This window comes from Novosphingobium sp. KCTC 2891 (genome assembly GCF_025938155.1).
Taxonomy (GTDB): domain Bacteria; phylum Pseudomonadota; class Alphaproteobacteria; order Sphingomonadales; family Sphingomonadaceae; genus Novosphingobium.
This window is the reverse complement of the sequence record NZ_JAPCZG010000008.1, coordinates 176,401-202,706: the sequence shown is the minus strand read 5'-3', so window position 1 is coordinate 202,706 and position 26,306 is coordinate 176,401. Positions and strand designations below refer to the sequence as shown.

23 protein-coding genes are annotated in these 26,306 nt (G+C 66.1%); 11 read left to right on the top strand and 12 right to left on the bottom strand.

Annotated features, from left to right (window positions below):
* Positions 1-40: 40 nt before the first annotated feature.
* Both OLX02_RS15485 and OLX02_RS15480 read left to right on the top strand, forming a co-directional pair.
* Positions 41-847, top strand: a complete 807-nt coding sequence (locus tag OLX02_RS15485) for a cytochrome b/b6 domain-containing protein (RefSeq protein ID WP_264424300.1) — start codon at positions 41-43, stop codon at positions 845-847.
* A complete protein-coding gene (locus tag OLX02_RS15480; protein ID WP_264424298.1) occupies positions 844-1,593 on the top strand; it encodes a molybdopterin-binding protein in 750 nt (249 codons plus the stop codon). Before OLX02_RS15485 ends, OLX02_RS15480 begins: the two co-directional genes overlap by 4 nt.
* Positions 1,594-1,603: 10 nt before the next feature.
* Here OLX02_RS15480 and OLX02_RS15475 read toward each other — a convergent pair whose 3' ends face one another.
* From OLX02_RS15475 to pgi, 3 genes are all read right to left on the bottom strand, one after another.
* Positions 1,604-2,641, bottom strand: coding sequence for an NAD-dependent epimerase/dehydratase family protein (locus OLX02_RS15475; protein ID WP_264424296.1), 1,038 nt, complete (start codon positions 2,639-2,641; stop codon positions 1,604-1,606).
* A 64-nt stretch (positions 2,642-2,705) separates the two neighbouring features.
* Complete coding sequence (gene gorA, locus OLX02_RS15470) at positions 2,706-4,070, bottom strand: glutathione-disulfide reductase (protein ID WP_264424294.1); 1,365 nt, start codon at positions 4,068-4,070, stop codon at positions 2,706-2,708.
* A 97-nt stretch (positions 4,071-4,167) separates the two neighbouring features.
* Entirely contained in the window at positions 4,168-5,703 is a 1,536-nt protein-coding gene (gene pgi / locus OLX02_RS15465; RefSeq protein ID WP_264424293.1) for a glucose-6-phosphate isomerase, read from the bottom strand.
* Positions 5,704-5,947: 244 nt separating this feature from the next.
* Between pgi and lepB the strand changes: the two genes are divergently transcribed.
* The 5 genes from lepB to OLX02_RS15440 all read left to right on the top strand — a co-directional run bounded on the left by lepB (position 5,948) and on the right by OLX02_RS15440 (position 10,968).
* Positions 5,948-6,766 (top strand): signal peptidase I, encoded by an 819-nt coding sequence (gene lepB, locus OLX02_RS15460; protein ID WP_264424365.1) that lies wholly within the window; start codon positions 5,948-5,950, stop codon positions 6,764-6,766.
* Positions 6,739-7,452, top strand: coding sequence for a ribonuclease III (gene rnc / locus OLX02_RS15455; RefSeq protein WP_413630330.1), 714 nt, complete (start codon positions 6,739-6,741; stop codon positions 7,450-7,452). The genes lepB and rnc overlap by 28 nt, the downstream gene beginning before the upstream one ends.
* A gap of 62 nt (positions 7,453-7,514) precedes the next feature.
* Positions 7,515-8,420: a GTPase Era gene (gene era, locus OLX02_RS15450; RefSeq protein WP_264424292.1), complete on the top strand. Its 906-nt coding sequence runs from the start codon at positions 7,515-7,517 to the stop codon at positions 8,418-8,420.
* Positions 8,421-8,460: 40 nt separating this feature from the next.
* Positions 8,461-9,228 (top strand): hypothetical protein, encoded by a 768-nt coding sequence (locus OLX02_RS15445; RefSeq protein WP_264424290.1) that lies wholly within the window; start codon positions 8,461-8,463, stop codon positions 9,226-9,228.
* Positions 9,229-9,414: 186 nt separating this feature from the next.
* The gene (locus OLX02_RS15440; RefSeq protein WP_264424288.1) at positions 9,415-10,968 is read left to right on the top strand and encodes an ArnT family glycosyltransferase; all 1,554 of its coding nucleotides are present in this window, start codon (positions 9,415-9,417) and stop codon (positions 10,966-10,968) included.
* 33 nt (positions 10,969-11,001) lie between these two features.
* Here OLX02_RS15440 and topA read toward each other — a convergent pair whose 3' ends face one another.
* From topA to plsY, 5 genes are all read right to left on the bottom strand, one after another.
* Positions 11,002-13,668: a type I DNA topoisomerase gene (gene topA, locus OLX02_RS15435; RefSeq protein ID WP_264424286.1), complete on the bottom strand. Its 2,667-nt coding sequence runs from the start codon at positions 13,666-13,668 to the stop codon at positions 11,002-11,004.
* A gap of 96 nt (positions 13,669-13,764) precedes the next feature.
* Positions 13,765-14,115, bottom strand: a complete 351-nt coding sequence (locus OLX02_RS15430) for a hypothetical protein (protein WP_264424284.1) — start codon at positions 14,113-14,115, stop codon at positions 13,765-13,767.
* A gap of 22 nt (positions 14,116-14,137) precedes the next feature.
* Positions 14,138-15,142 carry a hypothetical protein gene (locus OLX02_RS15425; RefSeq protein ID WP_264424282.1) on the bottom strand — a complete coding sequence of 335 codons (1,005 nt, stop codon included), beginning with the start codon at positions 15,140-15,142 and terminating at the stop codon, positions 14,138-14,140.
* A gap of 100 nt (positions 15,143-15,242) precedes the next feature.
* Positions 15,243-16,358 carry a DNA-processing protein DprA gene (gene dprA / locus OLX02_RS15420; protein WP_264424281.1) on the bottom strand — a complete coding sequence of 372 codons (1,116 nt, stop codon included), beginning with the start codon at positions 16,356-16,358 and terminating at the stop codon, positions 15,243-15,245.
* The gene (plsY, locus tag OLX02_RS15415; protein WP_264424280.1) at positions 16,355-16,936 is read right to left on the bottom strand and encodes a glycerol-3-phosphate 1-O-acyltransferase PlsY; all 582 of its coding nucleotides are present in this window, start codon (positions 16,934-16,936) and stop codon (positions 16,355-16,357) included. The genes dprA and plsY overlap by 4 nt, the downstream gene beginning before the upstream one ends.
* An 82-nt stretch (positions 16,937-17,018) precedes the next feature.
* On the opposite strand from plsY, the gene murI reads away from it, so the two are divergent.
* The 3 genes from murI to hemA all read left to right on the top strand — a co-directional run bounded on the left by murI (position 17,019) and on the right by hemA (position 20,184).
* Entirely contained in the window at positions 17,019-17,873 is an 855-nt protein-coding gene (gene murI / locus OLX02_RS15410) for a glutamate racemase (protein ID WP_264424279.1), read from the top strand.
* A gap of 13 nt (positions 17,874-17,886) precedes the next feature.
* Positions 17,887-18,852 (top strand): MBL fold metallo-hydrolase, encoded by a 966-nt coding sequence (locus tag OLX02_RS15405; RefSeq protein ID WP_264424277.1) that lies wholly within the window; start codon positions 17,887-17,889, stop codon positions 18,850-18,852.
* A 111-nt stretch (positions 18,853-18,963) separates the two neighbouring features.
* Positions 18,964-20,184 (top strand): 5-aminolevulinate synthase, encoded by a 1,221-nt coding sequence (gene hemA, locus OLX02_RS15400; RefSeq protein ID WP_264424275.1) that lies wholly within the window; start codon positions 18,964-18,966, stop codon positions 20,182-20,184.
* Positions 20,185-20,248: 64 nt separating this feature from the next.
* On the opposite strand, the gene OLX02_RS15395 is transcribed toward hemA, so the two are convergent.
* From OLX02_RS15395 to OLX02_RS15380, 4 genes are all read right to left on the bottom strand, one after another.
* On the bottom strand, positions 20,249-21,040 hold the full coding sequence (locus OLX02_RS15395) for a DUF5694 domain-containing protein (RefSeq protein ID WP_264424274.1): 792 nt from the start codon (positions 21,038-21,040) through the stop codon (positions 20,249-20,251).
* Between the two features lie 209 nt (positions 21,041-21,249).
* Positions 21,250-22,458, bottom strand: a complete 1,209-nt coding sequence (locus OLX02_RS15390; RefSeq protein ID WP_264424273.1) for a type III PLP-dependent enzyme — start codon at positions 22,456-22,458, stop codon at positions 21,250-21,252.
* 270 nt (positions 22,459-22,728) lie between these two features.
* Entirely contained in the window at positions 22,729-23,925 is a 1,197-nt protein-coding gene (locus tag OLX02_RS15385; RefSeq protein WP_264424271.1) for a carboxynorspermidine decarboxylase, read from the bottom strand.
* 48 nt (positions 23,926-23,973) lie between these two features.
* Positions 23,974-25,179, bottom strand: a complete 1,206-nt coding sequence (locus OLX02_RS15380) for a saccharopine dehydrogenase family protein (RefSeq protein ID WP_264424270.1) — start codon at positions 25,177-25,179, stop codon at positions 23,974-23,976.
* 85 nt (positions 25,180-25,264) lie between these two features.
* Here OLX02_RS15380 and OLX02_RS15375 point away from each other — a divergent pair, with 85 nt between their 5' ends.
* The gene (locus OLX02_RS15375; RefSeq protein WP_264424268.1) at positions 25,265-26,263 is read left to right on the top strand and encodes a threonine/serine dehydratase; all 999 of its coding nucleotides are present in this window, start codon (positions 25,265-25,267) and stop codon (positions 26,261-26,263) included.
* Positions 26,264-26,306 lie beyond the last annotated feature (43 nt).

Genomic DNA, 26,306 nt, shown 5'->3' with positions numbered 1-26,306 from the left:
CCAACCATGGCATCCTCCGCGCCGAAGCCGGGAGATCAACGTGCCAGCGCGAGAATCCGAACGCACACTGATCTATCGCACGCGCCTGCCGGTGCGGCTGTGGCACTGGGTCAACGCGCTCTGCATCTTCATCATGCTGATGAGCGGAGCGATGATCTTCAATGCCCATCCCCGGCTTTACTGGGGCAAGTTCGGCGCCAATCCGGATCATCCGTGGCTCGTCATCGGCAACCGGGGCACCCAAGGGTTCCTGATGCTGGGCGATCACGAGGTCCCCACCACCGGCGTGCTGGGATATGCACAGGGCACCGACGTGGCCTTTCCCCCGCTGGTCACGATCCCGTCCAGCTACAACCTTGCCGCCGCGCGGGAATGGCACTTCTTCTTCGCGTGGGTGCTGGTGCTATCCGGGCTGATGTTCGTGACCTACGCGGTCCTGTCGCGGCACCTGTGGCGCGATCTGGCGCTGACGCGCGAGGAAAGCTCGCTGCGCCATCTCTGGAATGACGTGAAGAACCACGCCCGGCTCCGCTTTCCCAAGGGGGAAGCGGCGCGGGCCTACAATCCCTTGCAGAAAATCGCCTATCTGACGGTAATCTTCGCGCTTATCCCGCTGGTCGTGCTGACCGGGCTGACCATGTCGCCCGCCATCAACGCGGCGTGGCCTTACCTGCTGGATCTGTTCGGCGGGCGGCAATCGGCGCGGTCGATCCACTTCCTTTGCGCGGCGGCGCTGGCGGCGTTCATCGCGGTCCACCTGCTGATGGTGGTGCTGGCCGGGACGTTCAGCGAACTGCGCTCGATGGTGACGGGCTGGTATAAGCTCCCGGCGGAGAAGCGGCCATGACGATCATCACGCGGCGCCACGCCCTGATCGGCGGCGCGGGGCTGATGCTCGCCGGCTGCGACCGCATCACCGCCTCCCCCACGGTGCGCCGCGTGCTCACGCTGGGCGAGAAGGCGACGATGAGCGCACAGCATCTCGTAACGGATCGCCATGCCCTAGCCCCGGAGTTCACCCGAGCCGATCTTTCGCCGGTATTCCGCGAGAACGGGTCGCGCCGGCCTGCCGCACCCGACTGGACCGGTCATGCCGCTGCGGGCTTTGCCGATTGGCGCCTGATGGTCGGCGGCATGGTCGCGCATCCACTGGCCGTTTCGCTGGCGCAGCTCCGCACCGCGCCGGCGCGCACGCAGATCACCCGGCACGATTGCGTCGAAGGCTGGAGCGCCATCGGCGAGTGGACCGGCGTTCCGCTGGGCCTGCTGCTGAAACGCGCCGGGCTTTCCTCGAACGCGCGCTACATCGTGTTCCACTGCGCCGACGACTACGCCGGCCAGCCCTATTACGAGAGCATCGATCTGGTGGACGCGTTCCATCCCCAGACGATCCTGGCGCACACCATGAACGGGCAGCCGTTATCCGTAGGCCACGGCGCACCCCTGCGGCTGCGGGTCGAGCGGCAACTGGGCTACAAGCAGGCCAAGTATGTGATGCGGATCGAGGCAGTGGCCACGCTCGCGGGCATACACGGCGGCAAGGGCGGCTATTGGGAGGACCATTCCGGCTACCAGTGGTACGCCGGAATCTGACCCCGTTACGTCACACCTTGACGATGCCCCGGTCGATCAGGCTGCGCGCGGTATCGACCACCGTCTGCTCGGCGGGATGCATGGTCCAGCCCACGCGGTGCCGCGCATGGTCAGACGACGCGGCGCGCACTTTGCCGAGTTCGCCCGCGATCTGCTTGAGCGAGGGGCTGAACAGCGCCCCCGTCCGCACGATCCAGTCGGGCAACCGGCGCGTGGGCACCTTGCGCGCTTCATGGCCCAGCTCGCGTTTCAAGACCGCGGCGATCTCGGCGAACGTCAGGAACGGGCCGGACGCGAGAAAGCGTTCGCCCGAGAGGCCGGGCACGGTCAGCGCGCGGACATGGAGGTCCGCAACGTCACGCACGTCCACCACGCCAAACCCGACGTCGGGCAACGCGGGGATCGCGCCGGTCAGAAGTTGCCGGACGATTTCGATCGAGGTGGAAATGTCCGCACTGGCGACCGGGCCAAGCACCGCAACCGGGTTGACCGTGACGAACTCCATCCCCTCGCCTTCGGCCGCCACCCACTCGCGCGCGGTGCGTTCGGCCACGGTCTTGCTGCGGATGTAGGGCGCGAGGCCCGGGTCCTCGAGGTTGGTCCAGTCGCGCTCGGTGAAGGTGTGCGACCCCGAATAGGCATTGCGCCCATGGCCATAGCCCACCGCGGCGAAGGACGAGGTCTGGACGAACCGGACGGCGCCCGCGCGCTTCGCCGCACGGAGGGCGCGCAAAGCGCCTTCTCGCGCCGGACGGACCAGTTCGTCCGCGTCCTTCGGAATGCCGAGCGGAAAAGGCGAGGCGACGTGAGCGACATGGCTGCATCCGGCGGCGGCATCGTCCCAGCCGGCATCGTCGTTCAGGTCGGCGGCGAAGAAGCGCAGCGTCCCCGCCGTGCCGCCCAGCTGCGGGCGAAGCTCATTCTCGCGGGACAGCGAACGGACCGTGGTGTGGACGGTCCAGCCCGCCGCGAGCAGCTGGCGGATGAGGAACCCGGCAATATAGCCGCTGCCGCCGGTGACCAGCACCGTGCTGCCGGATTGATCCATGATGCTCTCCCCCGCATTGATTGATTTGCGGGAGAGATTATCACATAAGTTGCAATCCGCAACCTTACTTCATCAGCACGAGTTCCTCGGCCATCGAGGGATGCAGCGCCACGGTGGCGTCGAAGTCGGCCTTGGTCAGCCCTGCTTTCACCGCGATCGCCGCCGCCTGGAGGATTTCGGGGGCTTCGGGCCCAATCATGTGCAGGCCGAGCACGCGGTCTGTCCCCGCATCCACCACCATCTTGTACAGCCCGCGTTCCGGACGGTGGCCAAACACGTTCTTCATCGGCCGGAAGTCCGAGGAATAGACCTTCACGCTGCCATACTTGTTGCGCGCCTGCCCTTCGGTCAGGCCCACGCTGGCCAGCGGCGGCTGCGAGAACACCGCACTGGGGATGCAGTCGTAGTCGATCTCGGTATCCTTGCCGCCGAACACGCGGTCGGCAAAGGCCTGGCCCTCGCGGATGGCAATGGGCGTCAACTGGACGCGGTCGGTCACGTCGCCCACCGCATAGATGCTCTCGCACGTGGTCTGACCGCGCGCGTCCACCTTGATTTCACCGCCCTCGCCCAGTTCGACGCCGGCGGTTTCCAGGCCCAGTCCGTCCGTCTTTGGACGGCGGCCGGTGGCGACGAGAATGACGTCGGCAACGAGCGGCTCGGGCTGGTTCTTCAGCCAGGCCTCCAGCGTGCCGTCCTCGCGCTTCACCACCTTCTCGAAGGGGCAGTTGAACTTGTATTCGATGCCGCGCGCCATGGTGATCTGGAGCAAGCGATCGCGCAGCGCTTCGTCATAGCCGCGCAGCAGCGTCTCGCTGCGGTTCACCACCGTGACGTGACTGCCCAGCGCGTTGAAAATGCCCGCGAATTCCAGCGCAATATAGCCAGCCCCCGCGATCACCACCTTCTTGGGCAGTTCGGGCAGGTGGAACACCTCGTTCGAGGTGATGCAGTGCTCTGCTCCTTTGATCCCCGGCGTCACCGGCCAGGCGCCCGTGGCCACGAGGATGAACTTCGCGGTGATCTCGCGCCCCGAATCCGCAAGCCGCACCGAATGCGGCCCGGTGATCGTGGCACGCTCGAGGAAGCGTTCGACCTTGTTGTTTTCCAGCGTGGAGGTGTAGGCCGCGTTGAGCCGGTCGACGTCCTTGTTCACCGCGTCGCGCAGCGTAGCCCAGTCGAAGGTCATCTTCTCGACCGTCCAGCCATAGTTGGCCGCGTCCTGGAGTTCCTCGGCGAAATGCGAGCCGTAGACAAGCAGCTTCTTGGGCACGCAGCCCCGGATCACGCAGGTGCCGCCGACCCGGTATTCCTCCGCCACCGCCACGCGTGCGCCGTGCGATGACGCGATCCGGCTGGCGCGCACGCCGCCCGATCCAGCACCGATGACGAAAAGGTCGTAGTCGTAGTCGTAATCCTGCCCGGCCATGTGTCGCTCCTGGTAAGTGGGGCGCATATGGGGGGAGGCAGCGCCGCTTGCCAATGGGGGCGCGGACAAATCCGCGCCCCTTCGTGACGTTACCCTGTCAGACGCCGATCCCGGCGGCCGCCAGCAGCGCCTCGGTCGAGGGATCGAAGCCCTCGCCACCGCCCGCGTCGATCTGCTTGGCGATGGCCTTGCCCAGTTCCACGCCGAACTGGTCGAACGGGTTGATGCCCAGAAGCATGGCCGAAACGAACGTGCGGTGTTCGTGGAACGCAATCAGCGCGCCCAGCGTGGCGGGGTTGAGATCATCGCACAGGATGGTGGCGGAAGGGCGGTCGCCGGGATAGGCGCGCGCGCCGCCCAGCGGGTCGCCAGCGTCCGCAGCCTTGCCCGCCATCAGCGCCGCGCCTTGGGCGAAGCAGTTGGAAAGCAGGATCTGGTGGTGCGCCGGATCAAGATCGTGGCCAGGGATCTTCACCGCGAGGAAATCGACGGGGATCAGGTGCGTGCCCTGGTGGAGCAGCTGGAACACGGCATGCTGCGAATCCGTCCCCACCCCGCCCCAGGTCACGGGCGCGGAAGGACGGCCCAGCGGCTCGCCCTGCGCGGTCACGCGCTTGCCATTCGATTCCATCTCCAGCTGCTGGAGATAGTCGGGCAGCAGCGCCAGCCGTTCGTCATAGGCGAAGACGGCGCGAGTCTGGCACCCGCGAACCTGCGTGTAATAGAGATCGGCGAAAGCGGCGCGGACCACGACGTTCTCGGCCCAATCGGCATCGATGAAGTGGTTGTCGATGGCGTTGGCACCCTCGAGGAACTCGGCGAAGGCTTCCCAGCCCAGCGCCAGCGCGATCGGAAAGCCGATCGACGACCACAGCGAATAGCGCCCGCCGACAGTTTCGCTGAACGGCAGCACGCGTGTTTCATCGACGCCCCATTCCACGGCCTTTTCCGGGCTGGCGGTCAGCGCGACCACGCGGCCATAGGGATCGGCGACACCCGCTTCGCTGAGCCATTCGATCGCCGAGGCGGCGTTGGTCATCGTTTCGGTGGTGGTGAACGTCTTGGAAGCGACGGCGATCATCGTGGTGGCGGGGTCGCACTGCTTCATCGCCGCTTCGAGCGCGCAACCGTCAATGTTGGAGACGACATGGACCGCAACCTTGCACTCGTCGCGCGCCAGCGCGTCAAGCGCGAGCGCGGGGCCGAGCGCCGAGCCGCCGATGCCGATGTGGATCAGGCTTTTCACCTCGCCCAGCAAGCCTTCGTGGATCGCTTCGACCAGCAGCTTCATGCGGCTGTGCAGCGCGTGGGCCTCCTCGACGCTGGCCGGAGCGCCGATGCCGCGCTCCGCGGTATGCTCGGCGGCGCGGCCCTCGGTGTTGTTGATCCTCTCGCCCCCGAAAAGATCCTCGCACTTGTCGGCAAAGTCCATCGCCTCGGCGATCCGCGTCAGGACGTCCGCGATCGGATCGGAAAGATGGGTCTTGGCCCAGTCGAAGCGAATCGGGCCGCCCGGCAGGTCGAGCGTGGTGCAGAAGCGGTCGAGCCGGCCCGCATCGGCAAAGAGCGCGCCAAGCGTGGGCGATTCCAGGGCTTCGAGTTCGCGCCAGAGCGCCGCGGCGGGGTCCGCCATCGTCTTGTTCCTTTCGCAACTGCGGTATTGGCGCCCTTGTGCCCGCTCGACGTCCGTCCGCCAAGCACCGCCGTTCATCGAAGGACCATGCATGAAATCGTATTTCGGGGGGTATCTCGCCCGAATATCCCGCTTGACGGACGCAAGGCCCCTCCACATGACCGCCACGATGAACACCACCCCCGACGATGCGCCCGTGGAAGGGACCTCCGCGCCCGCGCCGGACAAGAAACCGGAGACGACGATGGCCGCCCCCAATTCCGCCGACGCGCGCGTGAAGAAGGACAAGAAGGAGGACAGCTTCCCCGTCTTCCTCGTGAAGCTGGTGCTGATCGTCGCGATCTTCCGCAGCTTCATTTTCTCGCCATTCAACATCCCGTCGGAATCGATGCTGCCCCGGCTCGAGAACGGCGACTACCTGCTCGCCGCCAAGTGGCCCTTCGGCTACTCGAAGTATTCGCTGCCGTTCAGTCTGCCGCTGCTGCCCAGCCGTATCCTCGCCGGCCAGCCCGCGCGCGGCGACGTGGTGATCTTCAAGGCACCTCCCGGCAACGACGTGGACTATATCAAGCGCGTGATCGGCCTGCCGGGCGACACGATCCAGATGATCGGAGGCGTGCTGCACATCAACGGCAAGGCCGTGGCGAAGAAGCGCATTGCGGACTTCGTGATCCCGGTTTCCACCAACACCAACTGCATCGCGCCAGAGTTCGAGGCGCTGGAGAAGGACGGCTCGGCGAGCTGCCACTACCCGCAGTTCCAGGAAACACTGCCGGAAGGAAAGAGCTACAACGTGCTCGACCTCGGCTATCGCCCGCAGGACGACACCCCGCCCGTCATCGTGCCCGAAGGCCATATGTTCCTGATGGGCGACAACCGCGACAACTCGATGGACAGCCGCTTCCCGGCGGTCGAGGGCGCGGGCATCGGGCTGGTCCCGCAGGATAACCTTGTCGGCCGCGCCACCATCGTGATGTGGTCGACCGACGGATCGGCCAACTGGTTCCTGCCGTGGACCTGGTTCACCGCCGCGCGCTGGAACCGCATCGGAGGCATGTTCTGAGCAAGCCCCCTGCCCCCGTCCTGGCCGCGGAGACCGCGCGTTTTCTGGAAACGCTGACCGGCGCCGCGCCCGCCGATGCCGCGCTTTGGTTCGCCGCGCTCACCCACGGATCGATGGGCGAGGCCCACGATTACCAGCGGCTCGAATTCCTGGGCGACCGCGTGCTGGGCCTCACCATCGCCGACTGGCTGTTCGAGACCACCGGCGCGGCGGAGGGCAAGTTGTCACAGCGGCTCAACGCGCTGGTGAGCCGCGAGACCTGCGCCGACGTGGCGCGCGCGCTTGGCATCCAGCCGCACATCCGGCTGGGCAAGCAGGCGCGCGACGATGGCGGCGCGGAAAGCGACAACATCCTTGGCGACGTGATGGAATCGCTGATCGGGGCGCTGTTCATCGAACGCGGCTTCGATGCGGCGCGCGCCTTCGTGCGCAAGGCCTGGTCGGCGCCGATGGCCGGCGGCACCGGCCAGCGCAAGCATCCCAAGGCCGCGCTTCAGGAATGGGCGGCGGGCAATCGCCGCAAGCCTCCGGTCTACACCCTCGTCACGCGCGAAGGGCCGGATCACGCCGCGACGTTCACCGTCAGCGTCGAGGTGAAGGGCGTGGGCGAAGCCGAGGCCAAGGGATCGAGCAAGCAGGAAGCGGAAACCGCCGCGGCCCGGATGTTCATGGAACGCTTCGGCTGATACAGTGCCCTCGCGGCAATCTTGGCCGCACGGCGGTCCTCCAATGAATGGAATTTCATAACGTGACGGAAAAGTGCGGCCTCGTTGCCGTGATCGGCGCGCCCAATGCCGGCAAGTCCACGCTGGTCAACGCGATCGTCGGACAGAAAGTGGCGATCGTCTCGGCCAAGGCGCAGACGACCCGCGCGCGCCTGATGGGCATCGCGCTGGAAGATATCGGCGACGACCGCGCGCAGATCATCCTGGCCGATACGCCGGGCCTGTTCGAGCCCAAGCGCCGTCTCGACCGGGCCATGGTCAACGCCGCATGGGAAGGCGCGCAGGAGGCCGACGCCATCCTGCTGGTGGTCGATGCGCGCAAGAAGAAGCGCGAATATCTCGAACCGATCCTGGAAAGCCTGAAGGGGCGGCCCGAGCGCAAGATCCTCGTGCTCAACAAGGTCGATTCCACGGCCAAGGAACCCTTGCTGGTCGCCGCAGAGGAGCTTTCGGCTGCCGCGAATTTCGACGAGGTGTTCTTCGTTTCCGCGCTGACCGGCGATGGCGTGGCCGAACTCAAGACCCGGCTTGCCTCGCTGATGCCCGAAGGCGCCTGGCACTATCCCGAGGACCAGGTTTCCGACGCTTCGGAGCGCCTGCTCGCGGCCGAAATCACGCGCGAGCAGATCTACCGCCAGCTGCACGACGAGCTGCCCTATGACAGCGCGGTGCGGCCCGAAAGCTACCAGCATCGCAAGGACGGCTCGGTCGAAATCCACCAGCAGATCGTGATCGCGCGCGACAGCCAGCGCGGCATCGTCCTGGGCAAGGGCGGATCCAAGCTGAAAGCCATCGGCGAGGCCGCGCGCAAGGAACTGGCCGAACTGCTGGGCGTGAAAGTCCACTTGTTCCTGCACGTGAAGGTCGAGGAAAACTGGGCCGACAGCCGCGAAATCTACGAGGAAATCGGCCTCGACTGGGTGAAGTGACACCGATGCCGCCTGCGGCGGGCAACGGCTGGGGGAACCGATGATCGACAACGCGCCGTTGCTCGCCCTGGGAGCCGCGCTGTTTGCGGCGATGGTCATCGCCTATGGCCTCGGCTTCACCTTGCACGACTGGCTGCGGCGCGGAGGCGAGGACAGCTCGACCACGGACGAGAGCTATGTTCTTTCGGGCGTGTTCGGCCTGCTGGCGCTGTTGATGGCCTTTGCCTTCAGCCTCGCCATCGGGCGTTACGAGACGCGCCGAGAACTGGTGGTGGCAGAGGCCAACGCCATCGGCACGATGACGAGCCGGTTGGCCCTGCTGGATGAACAGCAGCGCGGCGCGCTCACCCTGCCCCTGGCCGCCTATGCGCGGGCCCGTGCGGCAACCGGGCGGATCGACAACGAGAGCCAGTGGGAAACCAGCGCGCGGCGGGATACCACGCTTTGCAGCGGCTTTGGCGACCTGCTGTTCGCCACGCTGCGCTCGATGCCGCCGGACACGCGCGGGCCGGTGCTGGTCCAAGCCTACAACGAGATGTGCGATCTCGCCACGTCACGCCACGCCGCGCGCAAGGCCCGCCTGCCCGAAGGGGTTCTGGTGCTGCTCGCGCTCTATTGCTGCGCCGGCGCGGCAATGCTCGGCTACACGCTGGGCGGAACGGGCAAGCGGCACCTGATCGCCTCGGCGATGTTCTTCGCGCTGCTGGCGTGCGCTTTCACCACGGTGCTGGACCTCGATCGCCCGCGCGGCGGCGCGATCATCGTTCCGCAGGAAGAGCTGGAAGCGGTGGCGCGCGCGCTGGGCTGAACGTTCGTCCAGCGCGGCTCGGCGCGTGTTCCTGCCGCGTTCATTTGCCGTACAGACGCAGGATGCCCCTTACATTCCAGCAGGCTCCAAGGACTACTGCGGCAACCCGTTCTTTCTGAGAAACGGGAAAGGGTGCGGGCCGCTCGCCCGTTGACGCCAAGAGTGCGTTTATAGCGGAGCGACTTGATGATCGATGGCAGCAGCGGGACCGAGGCCGCTCTCGTTCCCCCTACCACCTTGATGCGCGCACGCAGGCTCGCCGCGCGTCCCGGGTGGATGCCAGTGGCGATACCCAGAACTGCGGTGTCGGCGATGGCCTTCCTCGCGCTGGCACTGATGATCCGCGCCATGCAACTGGGCAACCCGGTGATCCATGTGGACGAGGAGTTCTATCTCCTTGTCGCCCGGCGCTGGTCGGAAGGCGCGTTGCCGTTTGTCGATATCTGGGATCGCAAGCCGATCGGGCTGTTCCTGCTCTACCGCTTCTTCCTGCTGTTCCCGGGCGATGGGGTCGTTACGTACCAGCTGTTCGGCATCGCCGCGACGGCGGGCACGGCACTGGTGATCGAGCGCATGGCGCGCGAACTGGCCTCTCCCGCCGGGGCGTTCCTGGCGGGCATCGCCTACATCCTGTTCCTGCCGGCTTTCAGCTTCGGCGCAGGGCAAGGCCCGGTTTTCTACAACCTGCCCGTAGCGCTGGCCGCGCTTGGCGCCATGCAGGCCTTCCGCCGGCCCGATGCGAACGACCTGACCCGCCGCGGCGTGCCGGTGATGCTGCTGCTGGGGCTGGCTATCCAGATCAAGTATACCGTCATCTTCGAAGGCGCCGCGCTGGGACTGCTGCTGCTCGCGCGGGGGTGGTCCGATGCATGGCCCTGGCGAAGGTTGCTCGCCACGGCCGCGCTCTGGTGCGGCATTGCGCTGGCGCCGACCCTGCTGGTCTTGGGGGCCTATGCGGCGATGGGCCATGGCGACGCCTTCATCCAGGCCAACTTCGTCTCGATCCTGGCACGGCGATCCGACGGCTACCGATCGTGGGTGCGCCTTGCCAAGGAAGCGGCGGCGCTGATCCCTTTCTGGCTGGCGATCTTCCACGCCGGGCGCAAGCTTGCGCCGCGCCGGGGCATCGACGCCCGCGCCGAACTCGCGCTCCGCACCTGGGCTGTCGCGGCGGTGCTGGGCTTTCTCGTGTTCGGCACGTGGTACGATCACTATGTCGCGCCGATGCTCCCCCCGCTCGCAGTGCTGGCGGCGCCCGCGCTGGGCCGCAGTGCTCCGGGCGAACAGTGGTATGCGCGCCTGCTGCTGGGCTTTGGGGCGATTGCCGGGGTAGTGGTCATGATCGTCCAGATCGGCATCCAGGGCACGACCGCGCAGGCGGAGCACGTCACCAACGAAATCCGCCGCGAACTCCACGGCGGCTGCCTGTTTCCATTCGACGGAGCGCCCGCCTTCTACAGCATGACGGGCAGTTGCATTGCCACCCGCTATGCGTTCCCCAACCACCTCAATACGTGGATCGAAGCCGGCGCGCTCGGCACCGATCCTGCCGCCGAGGTGCGCCGGATCATGCGCTCGCGGCCCGACGTGGTGGTGATCGCCGAATGGAAGGAGCTTTACCTGCCCAACTGGCAGACGCGCCGCATCGTGCTGGCATCGCTCGCGCAGGGCTACGAGCACTATGCCAGCGTGCAACTGGGCCATAAGCAATATGGCCTGTGGCGGCGGCGGAAAGCGTAACGTCACGCTTCCGCCGCGCCGGTTCGCGGTCGGTTACTCGGCCGCCTGCTTCTTGGCGGCCGGCGCCTTTTTCTTCGCCGGGGCCTTCTTCACTGCAGCCTTCTTCACCGGAGCCTTCTTTTCGGCAGCACCGTCCTCGGCACCGTCCTCGGCGCCGTCCTTTGCAGCGGCCTTCTTCGGCGCCGCGGCCTTCTTGGGGGCGGCCTTCTTGGCAGGGGCCTTCTTCTTGCCCTTTGCAGGGCCCTTGGCGGCGCGCGCGTCGATCAGCGCAACAGCTTCCTCCACGGTCAGCGCTTCCGGCGGCTTGTCACGCGGGAGCGTGGCGTTGGTGGTGCCGTCCGTGACGTAAGGGCCATAGCGCCCCGCCATCAGCTTCATCTCGCCGCCCGACGTCGGATGCGCCCCCAGCAGCTTGAGCGGTTCTGCCGCAGTGCGCGCACCGCGGCCGCCGCTTGCAGCCGCTTCGGCCAACTTGACCACGGCAGCGTTCATGCCGGTCTCGAACACCTCGGCGGTGGACTTGAGCCGCGCATACTTGCCGTCATGCGCCAGATAGGGGCCATATCGGCCGATGCTGGCGGTGATGACATTGCCGCTTTCCGGGTGCGTCCCGACTTCGCGCGGCAGCGACAACAGCTTCAGCGCCCATTCCAGGTCGAGTTCGGGGATGTCCTTGGGGATCGAGGCGCGCTTGGCGTCCTTGCCCTCGCCCAGTTGGATATACGGACCGAAGCGCCCTGTGCGGCGGGTCACCTCCAGCCCGGTCGCCGGATCCTTGCCAAGGCCGGCTTCATCGCTCTCGCCGCTCTCGCCCTCGCCGCCCGGCTGCGCGAACTTGCGGGTGAACTTGCACTCCGGATAGTTCGAGCAGGCGACGAACGCGCCATAGCGGCCGCCGCGCAGCGACAGACGCCCTTCCTGGCACTTGGGGCACTGCCGCGGGTCTGATCCGTCGGCACGCGGCGGGAACAGGTAGTCCTGCAGGAAGATGTCGAGCTCGGCGGTAACCTCGCTCGGCTTCTTCTCCATCACCTCGTCGGACTTCGGCTTGAAATCGCGCCAGAACGCCGCGAGCACGGTCTTCCATGCGGCGCGCCCGCCCGAAACGTCGTCGAGTTCGTCCTCCATGCCGGCGGTGAACTGGTAGGCGACATAGCGCTCGAAAAAGCGTTCGAGGAACGCGGTCAGCATCCGGCCGCTTTCTTCCGCGAAGAAACGGTTCTTCTCGGTGCGGACGTAGTTGCGATCCTTCAGCACCTGCAAGGTCGCGGCATAAGTCGAAGGTCGGCCGATGCCGAGCTCTTCCAAGCGCTTGACCAGGCTCGCTTCGGAATAGCGCGGCGGCGGCTGGGTGAAGTGCTGCGCCGCCTCGACCCCCCGCTTGGCCGGCGTGTCGCCGGTGTTCATCGCTGGCAGCAAGCCCGATTCCTCGTCGCCGTCATCCGCCTTCTGGTCGCGGCCTTCCTCGTACACGGCAAGGAAACCGGGGAACTTGATGACCTGGCCCGTGGCGCGCAGTTCGTGCTTGCCGGTGCCGTCGCGCAGCGTGATCGTGGTGCGCTCTATCAGAGCGGAAGCCATCTGGCTGGCCATCGCACGCTTGTAGACGAGATCGTAAAGCCGCGCTTCGTCGCCAGCGCCGTATCGGTCCTTGGAGAAATCGGTCGGTCGGATCGCTTCATGCGCTTCCTGCGCATTCTTCGCCTTGGTCTCGTAATGACGCGGTTTTTCCGGCAGGTAGTGCCCGTCATAGCGGTCGCTGATCGCCTTGCGCGCCTCGCTGATGGCCGAAGGGTCCATCTGCACGCCATCGGTTCGCATATAGGTGATGGCGCCCGCCTCGTAGAGCGTCTGCGCCACGCGCATGGTGTGGCTGGCCGAGAAGCCCAGCTTGCGCGCGGCCTCCTGCTGAAGCGTCGAGGTGGTGAACGGCGGATAGGGATTGCGGCGGGTCGGCTTGGTCTCGACATCCTCGACCCGGAAGGTCGCCGCCTCGACCGTGGCCTTCGCTCGCAGGGCGACGCCTTCCTCACCAAGGGAAAGCTTTTCAAGCTTCTCGCCCTCAAACCTCACAAGTCGTGCGAGGAATTCGGTGCCGGTGTGCTCCATCGTCGCCACGACGGACCAGTATTCCTGCGCGGTGAACTTCTCGATCTCGCGCTCGCGCTCCACGATCAGGCGCAGCGCCACCGACTGGACGCGGCCAGCCGACTTGGCGCCGGGCAGCTTGCGCCACAGCACCGGGGAAAGCGTGAAGCCAAACAGGTAGTCCAGCGCTCGGCGGGCGAGATAGGCGTCGATCAGGTCCTGATCCAGCTCGCGCGGCTTCTTCATCGCCTCGGTCACCGTCGCCTTGGTGATGGCGTTGAAGGTGACACGTTCCACCTCCTTCGGAAGTGCACGACGTTTCGCCAGCAATTCCCTGACATGCCAGGAAATAGCCTCACCCTCGCGATCAGGGTCAGTCGCGAGGATCAGTCGGTCGGCTTGCTTCGCCGCGTCGGTGATGGCCTTCACCCGCGCCTGCTTGTCGCCATAGAGTTCCCAGTCCATGGCGAAGTCCTCGTCCGGGCGGACCGAGCCGTCCTTGACCGGCAGGTCACGGACGTGGCCGTAGGAGGCGAGGACCTTGTAGCCGGGGCCAAGGTACTTCTCGATGGTCTTGGCCTTGGCCGGCGATTCAACGATGACGAGTTGCATGGCGGTCTAACAATTACCCTTACACGTATGCGTACGCGCGAGGGTGGGGAGTACGCGGCCCCTCCGTCAAGCCGTCCGTCGGTCTAAAATTGGCAATCAGCGCGGCGTCGCCCGCCGGGCGATCAGGAACAGCACTGCCAGCAGCAGGTCCACAGCGGCAAAGAATGCCACCACCGGCAGGACGCGCCCCTGCGCGAACAGCACGGTCGCGGGAACGCCGAACACCAGCTTCTCGAACACGGCGGGCAGCATCAGCGCGCGATATTTCACCGGATCGCCGCCGATGATCCAGAACACCGCCTGGAACACCAGCGCGCAGCCGACGAAGCCGAGGAACGTTTCCGCCCCCACCTGCGGCAGCGGCACGAGGTAAAGCGGCGGGAGGACGATGAAACCCCAGATTGCAGCCCCGCGAAATATGCGGCGCGCCAGCGGTGCTTCTGCCATGTGCCCTCCCGTTTGGTCCCTGTCAGCGGATCGCGGAAATCTGCTCCACAAGGCGCTGGTTCGCAAGCATCGCCGCCTTGGTCGCGCCCTGCTCGTAATTGCCCGGCTTGGCATCGAACTCGAACTTGCGCGTCTTGCCGAACATCATGCCACCCGCGCCCATCGCCGCCATCACCCCGCCCGCGACGTTGGCTGCGGCCTGGCTGGTCTTGTCCAGCCCGCTGGACGCGTCCTTCTTCTCGATGAAGTCGCCGTCGACCGAAATGCCCCTGGCCAGCGTCATCGTCACCGTCTTGCCGTTGGCGCCCAGCACGGTCATGCGCGAGAAGCCGGGTGTGACCGAAACGTTGGCATTGACGTTCAGCCCGCCGAAACTGAACGCACCGGGGCGCTTCTGGTCCGAAAAGTCGATCAGGTAGGTCACGTCGATCACCGGCACGCCGGCGGCCCTGGCATAGTTCGACAGGGCGGCGCTGGCCTGCCCCGCGTCCATCGCCAGCCCCATGCTGGAAAAGCCGCTGCCCTGGAAATCGCCGGGCAGCATGATCAGCGTGGGCAGGCTGGAAGGCTTGACGAACGTCGCCTTCCCCTTGCTCTTCTTCTCCAGCGTGATCGAGACATCCAGCGGCGATGCCTGGCCGTGCGGCTTGGCCAGCTGCGGCGCGGCGAACATCGCGCCCGGCTCCTGCACGGCCAGCCCCGCTGCGGTCAGCTGCCCGACGAAATCGACATGGGCTGCATCGGCAATGGCCTGCATCATCTGCGGGGTCACGCCGACGAGCGTGGACTTCGCCTTGGTGGTGCCGCCAAACGCGCCGATCAGCCCCCCGGTCGCCTTGGTCTGGTCCGTCGATTCGAAGATGAAGCCCACGTTGAACGCGCCGATGGCGACGGTCGTGGCACCCTTGACCGCGTCCTTGCCGGATACCTTGACCAGCTGCTCGGGCGCGGCATGGACGGGCGCAGCCACGGCTGCCGAAAGCGCCAGCGCGCCCGCGATGGTCAGAGAAGACAGGTTCATGGTCATGGCGACACCCCCGGATGCGCTGCCGGCCCAGCGCCGGTCGTCATGGCCAAGGGCTTAGGCCCGCGCACGGGGGCCGCACCATCCCACGTTCGCGGGAGGATCAGCAGGTCGAGACGCGCCCCCCGGCATGGCGGACAAGCCGCCCGGCGAGTTCAAGCTCCAGCAGCGCCATCTGCACCGCCCCCGCACTCGCGCCGCTCTGACGGATCAGTTCGTCGACGGCGACCGGCGCGGTGCCGAGCAAGCCGGCAACGTCCGCCGGCTCCTCAGGCTCGGCAGCGGCGAAGGTTCCAACGTCCTGCTCGCGGAAAGTCGAGCGCGGCGCGCCGTCGAAGCCGGTCAGCAGTTCGATCACGTCGGCCGCCGTCTGGACGAGGATCGCGCCATCGCGGATCAGCTGGTTGCAGCCCTGCGAGCGACTGTCGAGCGGCGATCCGGGAATGGCCATGACCTCGCGCCCGGCCTCGGCCGCAAGGCGCGCGGTGATCAGCGAGCCGGACTTCGGCGCCGCTTCCACCACCAGGGTGCCTGTCGCCAGCCCGGCGATGATGCGATTGCGCCAGGGAAAGTGGCGGGCGAGCGGCTCCGTGCCCGGCGGCATTTCCGCGATCAGCAGCCCCCGCGCCGCCACTTCGTCCTGAAGCGCGGCGTTTTCCGGCGGGTAGGCGATGTCGATGCCACTGGCGATCACCCCGATGGTGCCGCCGCCCTGCGCCATGCCCGCCAGCGCGCCGGCATGCGCGGCCGCGTCGATCCCGCGCGCCAGGCCGGACACCACGGCATGGCCCTCTCCCGCCAGCGCGGCGGCGAACTGCCGCGCCAGCTTGACCGCCCCGGCAGACGCATTGCGCGCGCCGACGACAGCGACCGAAGGCTGCGTGCAAAGGGCAATGTCGCCGCGTATCGTCAGGATCGGCGGCGGGTTTTCGAGCCGGGACAGGCCTGCGGGATAGTCCGGCGAATCGTGGAACAGATAGCGCGCGCCAAGCCGGCGGACGGCGGCGATTTCCTGCTCGATCCGGTCAGCCGGCGCGGCGCGGTACCGCACCCCGCCCCTGCCGGCGAGATCGGGCAAGGCGTCGAGCGCTCCGGCCGCACTGCCGAAGCGCCGCAGCAACTGGAAATAACTGACCGGGCCGACATTGGGCGAACGCAGCAGCCGGATACGGGCGAAAGCCTCGTCACGGGTCAGTGCGGGCGCGTCAGCCGCGTTCACCCCTTGGAACCGACCTTCGGTTCGGTCCCGGCGCGCAGCCGCGCAATGTTGGCGCGGTGCAGCCAGATCACCAGCAGCGCGATCGCGGTCAGCACCGGCGCATAGTCGCGGTATCCCAGCAGCAGCGCCGCGACCGGCGCCGCCATCGCCGCGCACAGGCCACTAAGCGAGGAGATGCGCGTGATCGCGAGCACCCCCAGCCAGACCACCGCATAGGCCAGCCCGATCGGCCAGGCGAGGCCCAGGGAAACACCCATCATGGTCGCCACGCCCTTGCCGCCCTTGAACCGCAACCACACCGGGAAACAGTGCCCGATCACCGCGCCCAGCGCTGCAAGGGCCTCGCTCCCCGGCCAGATGTGACGCGCGATCGCCACGGCCAGCAGCCCCTTGGCAAGATCGAGCAGCAGCGTCGCCGCCGCCAGCCCCTTGCGCCCGGTGCGCAGCACGTTGGTCGCGCCGATGTTGCCCGACCCGATGGCGCGCAAGTCTCCGGCGCCGGTCAGGCGGGTGAGGATGAGGCCGAACGGGACGGACCCGAGCGCATAGCCGGCGATAAGGGCAAAAAGCGGTTCCACGCCCCCGCTCTTATCGCCCGCCGGGCACAAAGGGGAGAGGGTGGCTTTTCTTTTTGCCGCCACTGCCGATAGAACGGCATTCATGACGGTAGGGGTTCAGCATAGCGCGGTCGCCGACAAGGCGGGTTCGGCGCCGGAAAAGGTCGATCCGGCTGCGCCGCTGCTGCTGTTCGATTCGGGCGTTGGCGGGCTTTCGGTGCTGCGCAAGGTCCGCGCGCTGCTGCCGCAGGCGCCGGTGATCTATGCGGCTGACAATGCCGGCCTGCCCTATGGCAACAAGACCGAGGCCCAGATCGCGGCGCGCGTTTCCGGTCTGCTGGGCCGCATGACCGAGCGTTTCCGTCCACGGCTCGTCTGCATCGCCTGCAACACCGCCTCGACCATCGCGCTCGCCTCGGTGCGCGAGGTGCTGGAAGTGCCCATTGTCGGCACGGTTCCAGCGATCAAGCCCGCCGCCGCCATGACCCGCACCGGGGTAATCGGCCTGCTCGGCACCGAAGCCACGATCCGGCAAGGTTACGTCGATCGTCTGGAGGCCGAATTCGCTGCCGACAAGCGGCTGCTGCGCCACGGCGCGCCCGAACTGGTCGCGGCGGCCGAGGCCAAATTGCGCGGCGATCCGGTCGATCCCGCCGTCTATGCCCGCGCAGCCCAGGCGCTGCGCGCAATGCCGGGAGGCGAGGCGATCGACGTGGTCGTGCTCGCCTGCACCCACTTTCCGCTGATCGAGACCGAGCTCGCCGCAGCATTCGGGCCGGAAGTCCGGTTCGTCGATGGATCGGACGGCATCGCCCGGCGCATCGCCTTTCTCACACAGGGCCAGCCCTGGCGACGCGATGGAGATGACATCGCCTTGTTCACGCGTGACGACGACGACCTTCCCCGGCTAAGGCCCGCGCTGCACGAACACGGTCTCGACCGCATCGTGGTGCTCTGAAGGGATCGTCGTCGTGGGGATATTGTCGCGGATCTTCATCAGTTTGTTCATCGTCGTCGCGATGCCCTACTACTGGCTGCTGATCGATGCGCGGACCGCCGATGTCCCGGCGCGAACGATCGACATCGCGGCCATTCGCCGCGCCGCCGTGTCAATCGAGGGGCCAAAGCCCACCGCCATCAGCTATGCCGTGCTGGCCGTGCGCGACATGCCGGGCACCGCGCTGGTGGCAGGCGGCGGACTGCGTGCGGATCGCGTTGCCAAGATCGCGTTCCGCCTCGCAACGCCTGGCGGCGACACCCTGATCGACACCGGCCTTACGCAGTATCAGGCGGAGGACATGGACTTCGACCGCTTCAACCCGGCCGCCCGGCGCGAGGTCGATGCGTGGATGCACGGCGCCCAACGCATCCTCGTCACCCACGAGCATCCGGACTACGTCGGCGGCTTCCTCGCCTCCCGCGATTTCGACACCATCGCGCCCCGGGTCATTCTCAATCGCGCGCAGGCCGAAACAATGGACCGGATGCGCCGCGGCGTGATCGACAGCGTTGGCAGGATCGTCGATGGCCCCGCCATTGCCGCCGTCGCCCCGGGCATTGTCCTGGTCCGCACACCTGGCCACACCCCCGGATCGCAGATGATCTACGTGCAGCTCGCGAATGGGCGCGAATACCTGTTCACGGGCGATGTCGCCGCGATGGAACGCAACGTCACGTGGCTGCGCCCCCGGTCCCGGCTGGCGTCCGGGTGGCAGGGCGGAGAAGATCGGGTCGCCGTCATCGGATGGCTCAAGGGCCTGGCCGCGTTGAAAGCGCAACAGCCTCGCCTGACGCTGGTCTACGCCAATGATCTCAACTGGATGCAAAACCCACGGCGCGGCCCGCACTTTGCCACCAGCTATATCTACACTGCTCAGGACCCCGATCCGAGCCTTGGGGGAACCTCGATGGAGGAGAACGACGCGGCCATCAAATGATGCTGGCAAAGCTTTGGCAACAGGCGTAATAGGCGCCCCATTCGCCGGTCGGACCCAAAGTGTCGGGTCCGCGGAGACGATTGCGGTCTCCATGCAGAGAGGAGCGGCGGGGTGAATTACGATCAGGTTTTCGATTCTGCTATCGAGCGTCTGCATTCCGAAGGTCGCTACCGCGTCTTTATCGACATTCTGCGGAACAGGGGTGCCTACCCCAACGCCCGCTGCTTTGCCGGTCACAACGGCCCGAAGCCGATCACTGTGTGGTGCTCCAACGACTATCTCGCGATGGGTCAGCACCCCAAGGTGATCGCCGCGATGGAGGAAGCCCTGCATGACGTGGGCGCCGGCTCCGGCGGCACGCGCAACATCGGCGGCAACACGCATTACCACATCCAGCTCGAACAGGAGCTGGCGGACCTGCACGGCAAGGACGGCGCACTGCTGTTCACCTCCGGCTATGTCTCGAACGACGCCACGCTGTCCACGCTGGCCAAGGTTCTGCCCGGCTGCGTCATCTTCTCGGACGAACTGAACCACGCGTCGATGATCGCGGGCATCCGCAATTCGGGTGCGGAAAAGCGTGTGTTCCGTCACAACGACGTGGAGCATCTCGAGGAACTGCTGGCAGAAGCCGATCCGGCCGTGCCCAAGCTGATCGCGTTCGAGAGCGTCTATTCGATGGACGGCGACATCGCGCCCATCCACGCAATCTGCGACCTCGCCGAAAAGTACAACGCCCTCACCTATATCGATGAAGTCCACGCGGTCGGCATGTACGGCCCGCGCGGCGGTGGCATCACCGATCGTGACGAAGCGGCCCACCGCATCGACATCATCGAGGGCACGCTGGGCAAGGCGTTCGGCGTGATGGGCGGCTATATCGCCGCCGACACGCGGATCATCGATGTGATCCGCTCCTATGCCCCCGGCTTCATCTTCACCACTTCGCTGTCGCCCGTGCTGGTTGCAGGCGTGCTGGCGAGCGTGCGCCACCTCAAGGCATCGAGCGTCGAGCGCGAGGGCCAGCAGGCGGCGGCCGCGCGGCTCAAGGAACTGTTCCGCGATGCCGGCCTGCCGGTGATGAACTCGACCACGCACATCGTGCCGCTGATGGTCGGCGATCCGGTGCGCGCCAAGAAGGTCAGCGACATCCTGCTCGCCGAATACGGCGTCTATGTTCAGCCGATCAATTTCCCGACCGTTCCGCGTGGCACCGAGCGCCTGCGGTTCACGCCGGGACCGTCGCACACGGAGGCGATGATGGTCGATCTGACCAAGGCTCTCTCGGAAATCTGGGAACGGCTCGAACTGGAGACAAGGAAGGCCGCGTAAACGGCTGACTTCCTTTCCGAAGCATAAAAAGCCCTCTCGACACCGAGAGGGCTTTTTTGTGGCCTCAGCGTCCGATCGCGCTGGCTGCCTTCACAAGATAGGGCCGGATATCGACCGAGCGGTAGCCCGGGGTCGTTTCTGCGAAGTGCCGCAACCAGTAGCCGTGCCCCGCGCCATAGACGACCAGCACGCGGTCGCCGGGCCGCGACGCATTGATCAGCTTCGCGAAGATCTTGGCATTGCGCATGTACCACATCGCGTTCAGCACCGCGCCGGGCTGAGCATCGCCATTGCCGAAGCGAAGCAGCGCATAATAGCCCGCGTTGGCGGCAAAGGCCGAAGCTGGGTCATTGTAGGCCATCAACAGCCGGGGGACGCTTTCGTTTGGCTGGCGAGCCTCGAAATCGGCCAGCGCAGCGCGAACCTCGCCATAGGTCGCGCCAAGCGCAGCCTCCTCACCCGCGGCCTTGGCATAGGCTTGCAGGGCTTCGTAGGGGAAATAGTCCGGCTCACCCGGCCCCGGCTGCTCGTCGATCCCCTGGACCGTCGCAAGGCCTGCCTTGCGCGCGATACGATAGCCGATCTGGACGATCTCGTTGCGCTTGGTCGCCAGATCGGCCGGCGAGAAAGCCGCATAGGCCGCGACGCCAAAATCCGGACCCTGCTGCTCGGACTCGACCATCACTCTGGTCGGATGGAAGGCCAGGACCGCATCCGCCAACGCGTCCAGTTCCCTCTGCCGCTGCGGCGTCGTGACATCGTCCACCTTGGCGTTGACGACATCGAGGCCCGGGTTGCCGAAGTGGTAGGTGCCGAGCACCATCACTTCGACCGGCTTGTCCTCCGCCTGGGCCATTGGCGCCCATGCCAGCCCGGCAAGCAGCCCCCAACAAACACCCGCAAGCCTTGATCGCATCGCACTTCCCCTCGTTCAGTGTATTGCCCAGATAATACACCGGGCGACGCCGCCGTCAAATCCGACACACGCCGATCACGAGGCATTCCGGCCAACAAAAAAGGCCCCGCCGAAACGGCGAGGCCTCTCTTGATCGATTGACAGTCGGATCAGCGCAGCGAGACGACGTTGTCCGATACACGCGGATCGCGACGGTCCCCGCGGTACTGGCTGGCCATCGGCTCGTCCGAGACGGTGAACACCTCGGTCGCGCCAAAGCCGTTGAACGCGGTCTTCATCGCGGCGCCATAGGCACCGAGCATCCCGATCTCGATGTAATCGCCCGCCTTGATGTCGCCCGGCAGTTCGAACGGACCATCCATGTGGTCCATGTCGTCGCAAGTCGGCCCCCAGAACGAGAACGGCTGCACTTCGCTCGAAGCGTCCTCGCGCAGCAGGCGAACCGGGAAGCGCCAACCCACGTGCGCCGCATCGAACAGCGCGCCATAGGCGCCGTCATTGATGTACAGCTCTTCGCCGCGGCGCTTTTCGACGCGCACGATCATCGAGTTGTATTCCGCACAGAGCGCACGGCCCGGCTCACACCACAGTTCGGCCGAGTAAGACACCGGCAGCGATTCATAGGTGCGGTCGATCACGCCGAAGTAGTCCTCCAGCGGCGGCGGCTCCATGCCCGGATAGATCGACGGGAACCCGCCGCCCACGTCGATGATGTCGACCGTGACGGCCGCATCGACGATCGCCGCGCGCGCCTTCTCGAGCGCCTGCACATAGGCGTGCGGGCTCATCGACTGGCTGCCGACGTGGAAGCAGATGCCCAGCGAATCCGCGACTTGGCGCGTGGCCTGGAGCAGTTCGCCAGCCTGGGTCAGATCGCACCCGAACTTCGACGCGAGGCTGAGTTCCGAATATTCCGACGAGACGCGCAGGCGCACGCACAGCGTAAGGTCCTCGGGAGCGATCCCGCCATTGGCCTGCGTGGCAGCCGAAGTGATCTTTTCCAGCTCGTCCAGCGAATCGAGGCTGAACACGCGCACGCCATGGTCGCGGTAGGCTTCCACGATCGCGCTCGGCGTCTTCACAGGATGCATGAAGCACAGCGTGGCTTCGGGCAGCGTGGCACGCACCAGACGGACCTCGACGATCGAGGCGACATCATAGTGAGTGACGCCCGCGTCCCACAGCACGCGCAGCAGGTCCGGAGACGGATTCGCCTTCACCGCATAAAGCGAGCGGCCCGGAAACTTCTCGACGAAGAAACGGGCAGCGCGCGCAGCGGCATGCGGGCGATTCAGAATGGCGGGTTGGTCAGGCGCGGATGCGCCAACTACAGCCAATGCGTCGGGATGGATGTGCAACTCAAGGGACCCCCAAACGGAACAGTTGAACGAAGCTGCCTTGCGGTTTGGAAGTCCCCATGGGGCAGCGAGAGGCGCTAAATAGGACCCCCGCGCTGAACATCAAGTGAAAAAATCAGGCCCTCAGATGAATGTCAAAAAAATGAAACATCTACCCACTCTGGATCGCGAAACCCGCGCAAAACCTTGCATCTGCGTGACGTTCCATACCGATTTGGTTCCGGCTTCAGAAGCCTGGCACGCAGGCTCAGCCGCGACTCGCTCGCAGCATCACGACAGGCGGTCGCGGAAGTCCTCGTAAGAGAAGCTTCGCACCCGCTCGAGCGCATCGGTTTCGCTGTCCCACAACCAGATCGAGGGCAGCGGCACGCCGTTGAATGTCGTGGTCTTGACCATCGAATAGTGTGCCTGGTCGAGGAACGCGAACCGCACGCCTGGGGCGCAGGGCACGCTCATCCGGTAATCGCCGATCACATCGCCGGCGAGACACGACGGCCCGCCGAGCCGCACCGGGGCGTCGCCCTGCCCGTCTTCATATTCGTCCACCGGCAATTCACCCAGCATGGCCGGGCGATAAGGCGCCTCGATCACGTCGGGCATGTGGCAGGTGGCGGAAATGTCGGTGATGGCCAGGGGCATCCCGTTCCAGTGCGTGTCCAGCACCGTGCCGACCAGAATGCCGGCGTCGAGCGCAACGGCCTCACCCGGTTCGAGATAGATCTCGCAGCCCGTCTCGGCCTTCACCTGCTTCAGGAACGCCACCAGCTCATCGCGCTGGTAGTCGGCACGCGTCACGTGATGCCCGCCGCCGAAGTTCAGCCATTCCAGCTGCGGGAAGAACCGCTCGATCCGCGGCTTCAACGCCTCCCACGTGCGCTTGAGCGGCTCGAAGTCCTGCTCGCACAACGTGTGGAAATGAAGGCCGGTCACGCCCTCCAGATGGGCATCCTCAAGCTGGTCCACCGGAAAGCCAAGGCGGGAATGCGGCGCACAGGGATCATAACGCGGAACTTCACCTTCCGCGTGCAACGGGTTGATCCGCAGGGCGATATCGAATCGATCACCCCCTGCCCGCGCCGCCGCGATCTCGCGCTTGAAACGCTCGTGCTGGCCGGGCGAGTTGAAGATCACATGGTCGGACAGGCGCAAGATCTCGGGCAGGTCCTCCGCCTTGTAGGCCGCGCAATAAGTCGCGATCTCGCCCTTGTAGTGCTCGGAGGCCAGCAGTGCTTCCCACAGGCCCGAGGTGCACACCCCGTTCAGGTATTCGCCCACGATCGGCGCCACGCGCCACATCGAGAACGCCTTGAGCGCGGCCAGCACCTTGATCCCGGCGCGGTCGCGGATGTCCGCCAGAACCGACAGATTGCGCCGGAGCGCCGCCGCATCGACCACGAAGGCCGGACTGTCGACGCGCGACAGGTCGAAATGCGCGAACGCGCCCGGATCGCCGGCTCTGGTTTCCATATCGAAAGGTCCCAATGATCCTCCCCCTGAGCGGGGGAGGAACTCAGATCAAAACGCCAGCGGCCCGGCCAGTTCCTTGCAGTTCCAAGGCAGGCCATGCTCGTTCAGCATGTCCATGTAGGGATCGGGATCGAACTGTTCGATGTTGAACACGCCCGTTCCGCTCCAGATGCCCTGCACCATCAGCGCCGCGCCGATCATCGCCGGCACGCCGGTGGTATAGCTCACCGCCTGGTTGCCGGTTTCGCGATAGGCGTCCTCGTGGTCGCAGATATTGTAGACGTAGAACGTCTTCTCCACCCCGTCCTTGAGGCCGGTGGCGATGTCGCCGATGTTGGTCTTGCCCTTCGTCGTCGGCCCCAGCGAAGCGGGTTCGGGCAGCACGGCCTTGAGGAACTGGAGCGGAATGATCTCCTTGCCCTCGTAGATCACCGGATCGATCCGGGTCATGCCCACGTTCTGCAGCACGGTAAGGTGCGTGATATAGGCATCGCCGAAGGTCATCCAGAAGCGGATGCGCTCGATTTCGGGCAGATGATGCGCGAGGCTTTCGATTTCCTCGTGATACATCAGGTACATGTTCTTCGGGCCGACCGCCTCGAAGTCGAAGTTCTCGCGGATGGTCAGCGCCGGGGTCTCGATCCACTCGCCGTTCAGCCAGTGGCGCGCGGGGGCGGTCACTTCGCGGATGTTGATTTCCGGGTTGAAGTTCGTGGCAAAGTGCTGGCCGTGGTCGCCGCCGTTGCAGTCGAGGATGTCGAGCGTGCGGATCGTGTCCAGCTTGTGCTTCTTCAGCCAGGTGGCGAACACGCTGGTCACGCCCGGATCGAAGCCCGAACCGAGCAGCGCCATCAGGCCTGCTTCCTTGAAGCGATCCTGATAGGCCCACTGCCACTTGTATTCGAACTTGGCCACGTCGATCGGCTCGTAGTTCGCGGTATCCATGTAGTTCACGCCGGCGGCCAGGCAGGCGTCCATGATGTGGAGGTCCTGATACGGCAGCGCCAGGTTGACCACGAGCACCGGCTTGACCGCATTGATCAGCGCCGTTGTCGCCGCAACGTCGTCGGCATCGATCTGGAAGGTATCGACGACAACGCCGGTGCGCTCCTTCACCGAAGCGGCGATGGCGTCGCACTTAGACTTGGTGCGGCTGGCGAGAGCGATGCCGGTAAAGATGCCGGAATTCATCGCCATCTTGTGGACGGCAACCGAACTGACGCCGCCGGCGCCGATGACAAGAACCTTGGCCATGGGATCTCCATAGTCGAAATGCGGATAGGGGCCGCACCCGGACAAGGGGAGCGACAGACATGGGCTGCGCCTTTAGGCTAATGCCATGACAAACCCAATACCTGAGTGCGCCGCACCCGTTGAACGCGTACCCACCCGCGACGGCGTGCTGCGCGCGGCGGCAAAGATCGCCGCGCTGCTGCCCGAAACGCCGCTGCTTCCGCTCGACCTGCCCGGCCGCGGCACGGTGTGGTGCAAGGCGGAAAGCCTGCAGCCTGTGGGCGCTTTCAAGATCCGCGGCGCGTGGCACCGAATGAGCGACCTTTCGTCGGAAGACCGCCAGCGCGGCGTGATCGCGGTATCGAGCGGCAATCACGCGCAGGGCGTGGCATGGGCGGCGCGCCGGCTGGGCGTGGCCGCCACCATCGTCATGCCTTCCGATGCGCCCACGGTAAAGCTGGACGCCACTCGCGCACTGGGCGCGGACATCGTGCTTTACGACCGGATGCGCGAATCGCGCGATGCCATCGCCGGTGACTTGTGCGCGCAGACCGGCGCCGTGCTGGTCCACGCCTATGGAGATCCGTGGGTGATCGAGGGACAGGGCAGCGCGGGGATCGAGCTTGCGACGCAGATGGAACGCCATGCCGGCGGCGCGCCCACGCGGATTGTCTGCTCATGTGGCGGTGGCGGGCTGACGGCGGGCCTCGCCCTCGCCTGTCCGGATACTGAAATCGTGCCGGTCGAACCGGAAGGCTGGGATGATGTCACACGCAGCCTCGCCGCCGGAGCGATCCTCCCGCTGGGGAAAAATCCGCCGAAAACCGCGTGCGATGCATTGCAGACACCGATCACGTTTCCGATCAACTTTGCCGTCATGACGTCACGCGGGATGCAGGGCGTTACCGTGAGCGAGGCCGAAGTCCGTGCCGCGCAGCGCCTGGCCTTCGCCCGCCTGCGGCTGGTGATCGAACCCGGCGGCGCGGCAGGACTGGCGGCGCTGCTCGCCGGAAAGGTGCCTTCGGACGGACGGACGGCCGTTATACTGTCGGGCGGGAACGTCGATCCGCAGGCCTTCACGGCGGTGATCGCGGGCAAGGACTGAAACTCGCCACGCGGCTGCCACAATACCGCAACGCTGCCATCCT

Coding starts and splice junctions, on each gene's coding strand:
- OLX02_RS15480 (WP_264424298.1), top strand. CDS start 844: ATGACGATCATCACGCGGCGCCACGCCCTGATCGGCGGCGCGGGGCTG.
- OLX02_RS15475 (WP_264424296.1), bottom strand. CDS start 2,641: ATGGATCAATCCGGCAGCACGGTGCTGGTCACCGGCGGCAGCGGCTAT.
- gorA (WP_264424294.1), bottom strand. CDS start 4,070: ATGGCCGGGCAGGATTACGACTACGACTACGACCTTTTCGTCATCGGT.
- pgi (WP_264424293.1), bottom strand. CDS start 5,703: ATGGCGGACCCCGCCGCGGCGCTCTGGCGCGAACTCGAAGCCCTGGAA.
- lepB (WP_264424365.1), top strand. CDS start 5,948: ATGGCCGCCCCCAATTCCGCCGACGCGCGCGTGAAGAAGGACAAGAAG.
- OLX02_RS15445 (WP_264424290.1), top strand. CDS start 8,461: ATGATCGACAACGCGCCGTTGCTCGCCCTGGGAGCCGCGCTGTTTGCG.
- OLX02_RS15440 (WP_264424288.1), top strand. CDS start 9,415: ATGATCGATGGCAGCAGCGGGACCGAGGCCGCTCTCGTTCCCCCTACC.
- topA (WP_264424286.1), bottom strand. CDS start 13,668: ATGCAACTCGTCATCGTTGAATCGCCGGCCAAGGCCAAGACCATCGAG.
- OLX02_RS15430 (WP_264424284.1), bottom strand. CDS start 14,115: ATGGCAGAAGCACCGCTGGCGCGCCGCATATTTCGCGGGGCTGCAATC.
- OLX02_RS15425 (WP_264424282.1), bottom strand. CDS start 15,142: ATGACCATGAACCTGTCTTCTCTGACCATCGCGGGCGCGCTGGCGCTT.
- murI (WP_264424279.1), top strand. CDS start 17,019: ATGACGGTAGGGGTTCAGCATAGCGCGGTCGCCGACAAGGCGGGTTCG.
- OLX02_RS15395 (WP_264424274.1), bottom strand. CDS start 21,040: ATGGCCCAGGCGGAGGACAAGCCGGTCGAAGTGATGGTGCTCGGCACC.
- OLX02_RS15385 (WP_264424271.1), bottom strand. CDS start 23,925: ATGGAAACCAGAGCCGGCGATCCGGGCGCGTTCGCGCATTTCGACCTG.
- OLX02_RS15380 (WP_264424270.1), bottom strand. CDS start 25,179: ATGGCCAAGGTTCTTGTCATCGGCGCCGGCGGCGTCAGTTCGGTTGCC.
- OLX02_RS15375 (WP_264424268.1), top strand. CDS start 25,265: ATGACAAACCCAATACCTGAGTGCGCCGCACCCGTTGAACGCGTACCC.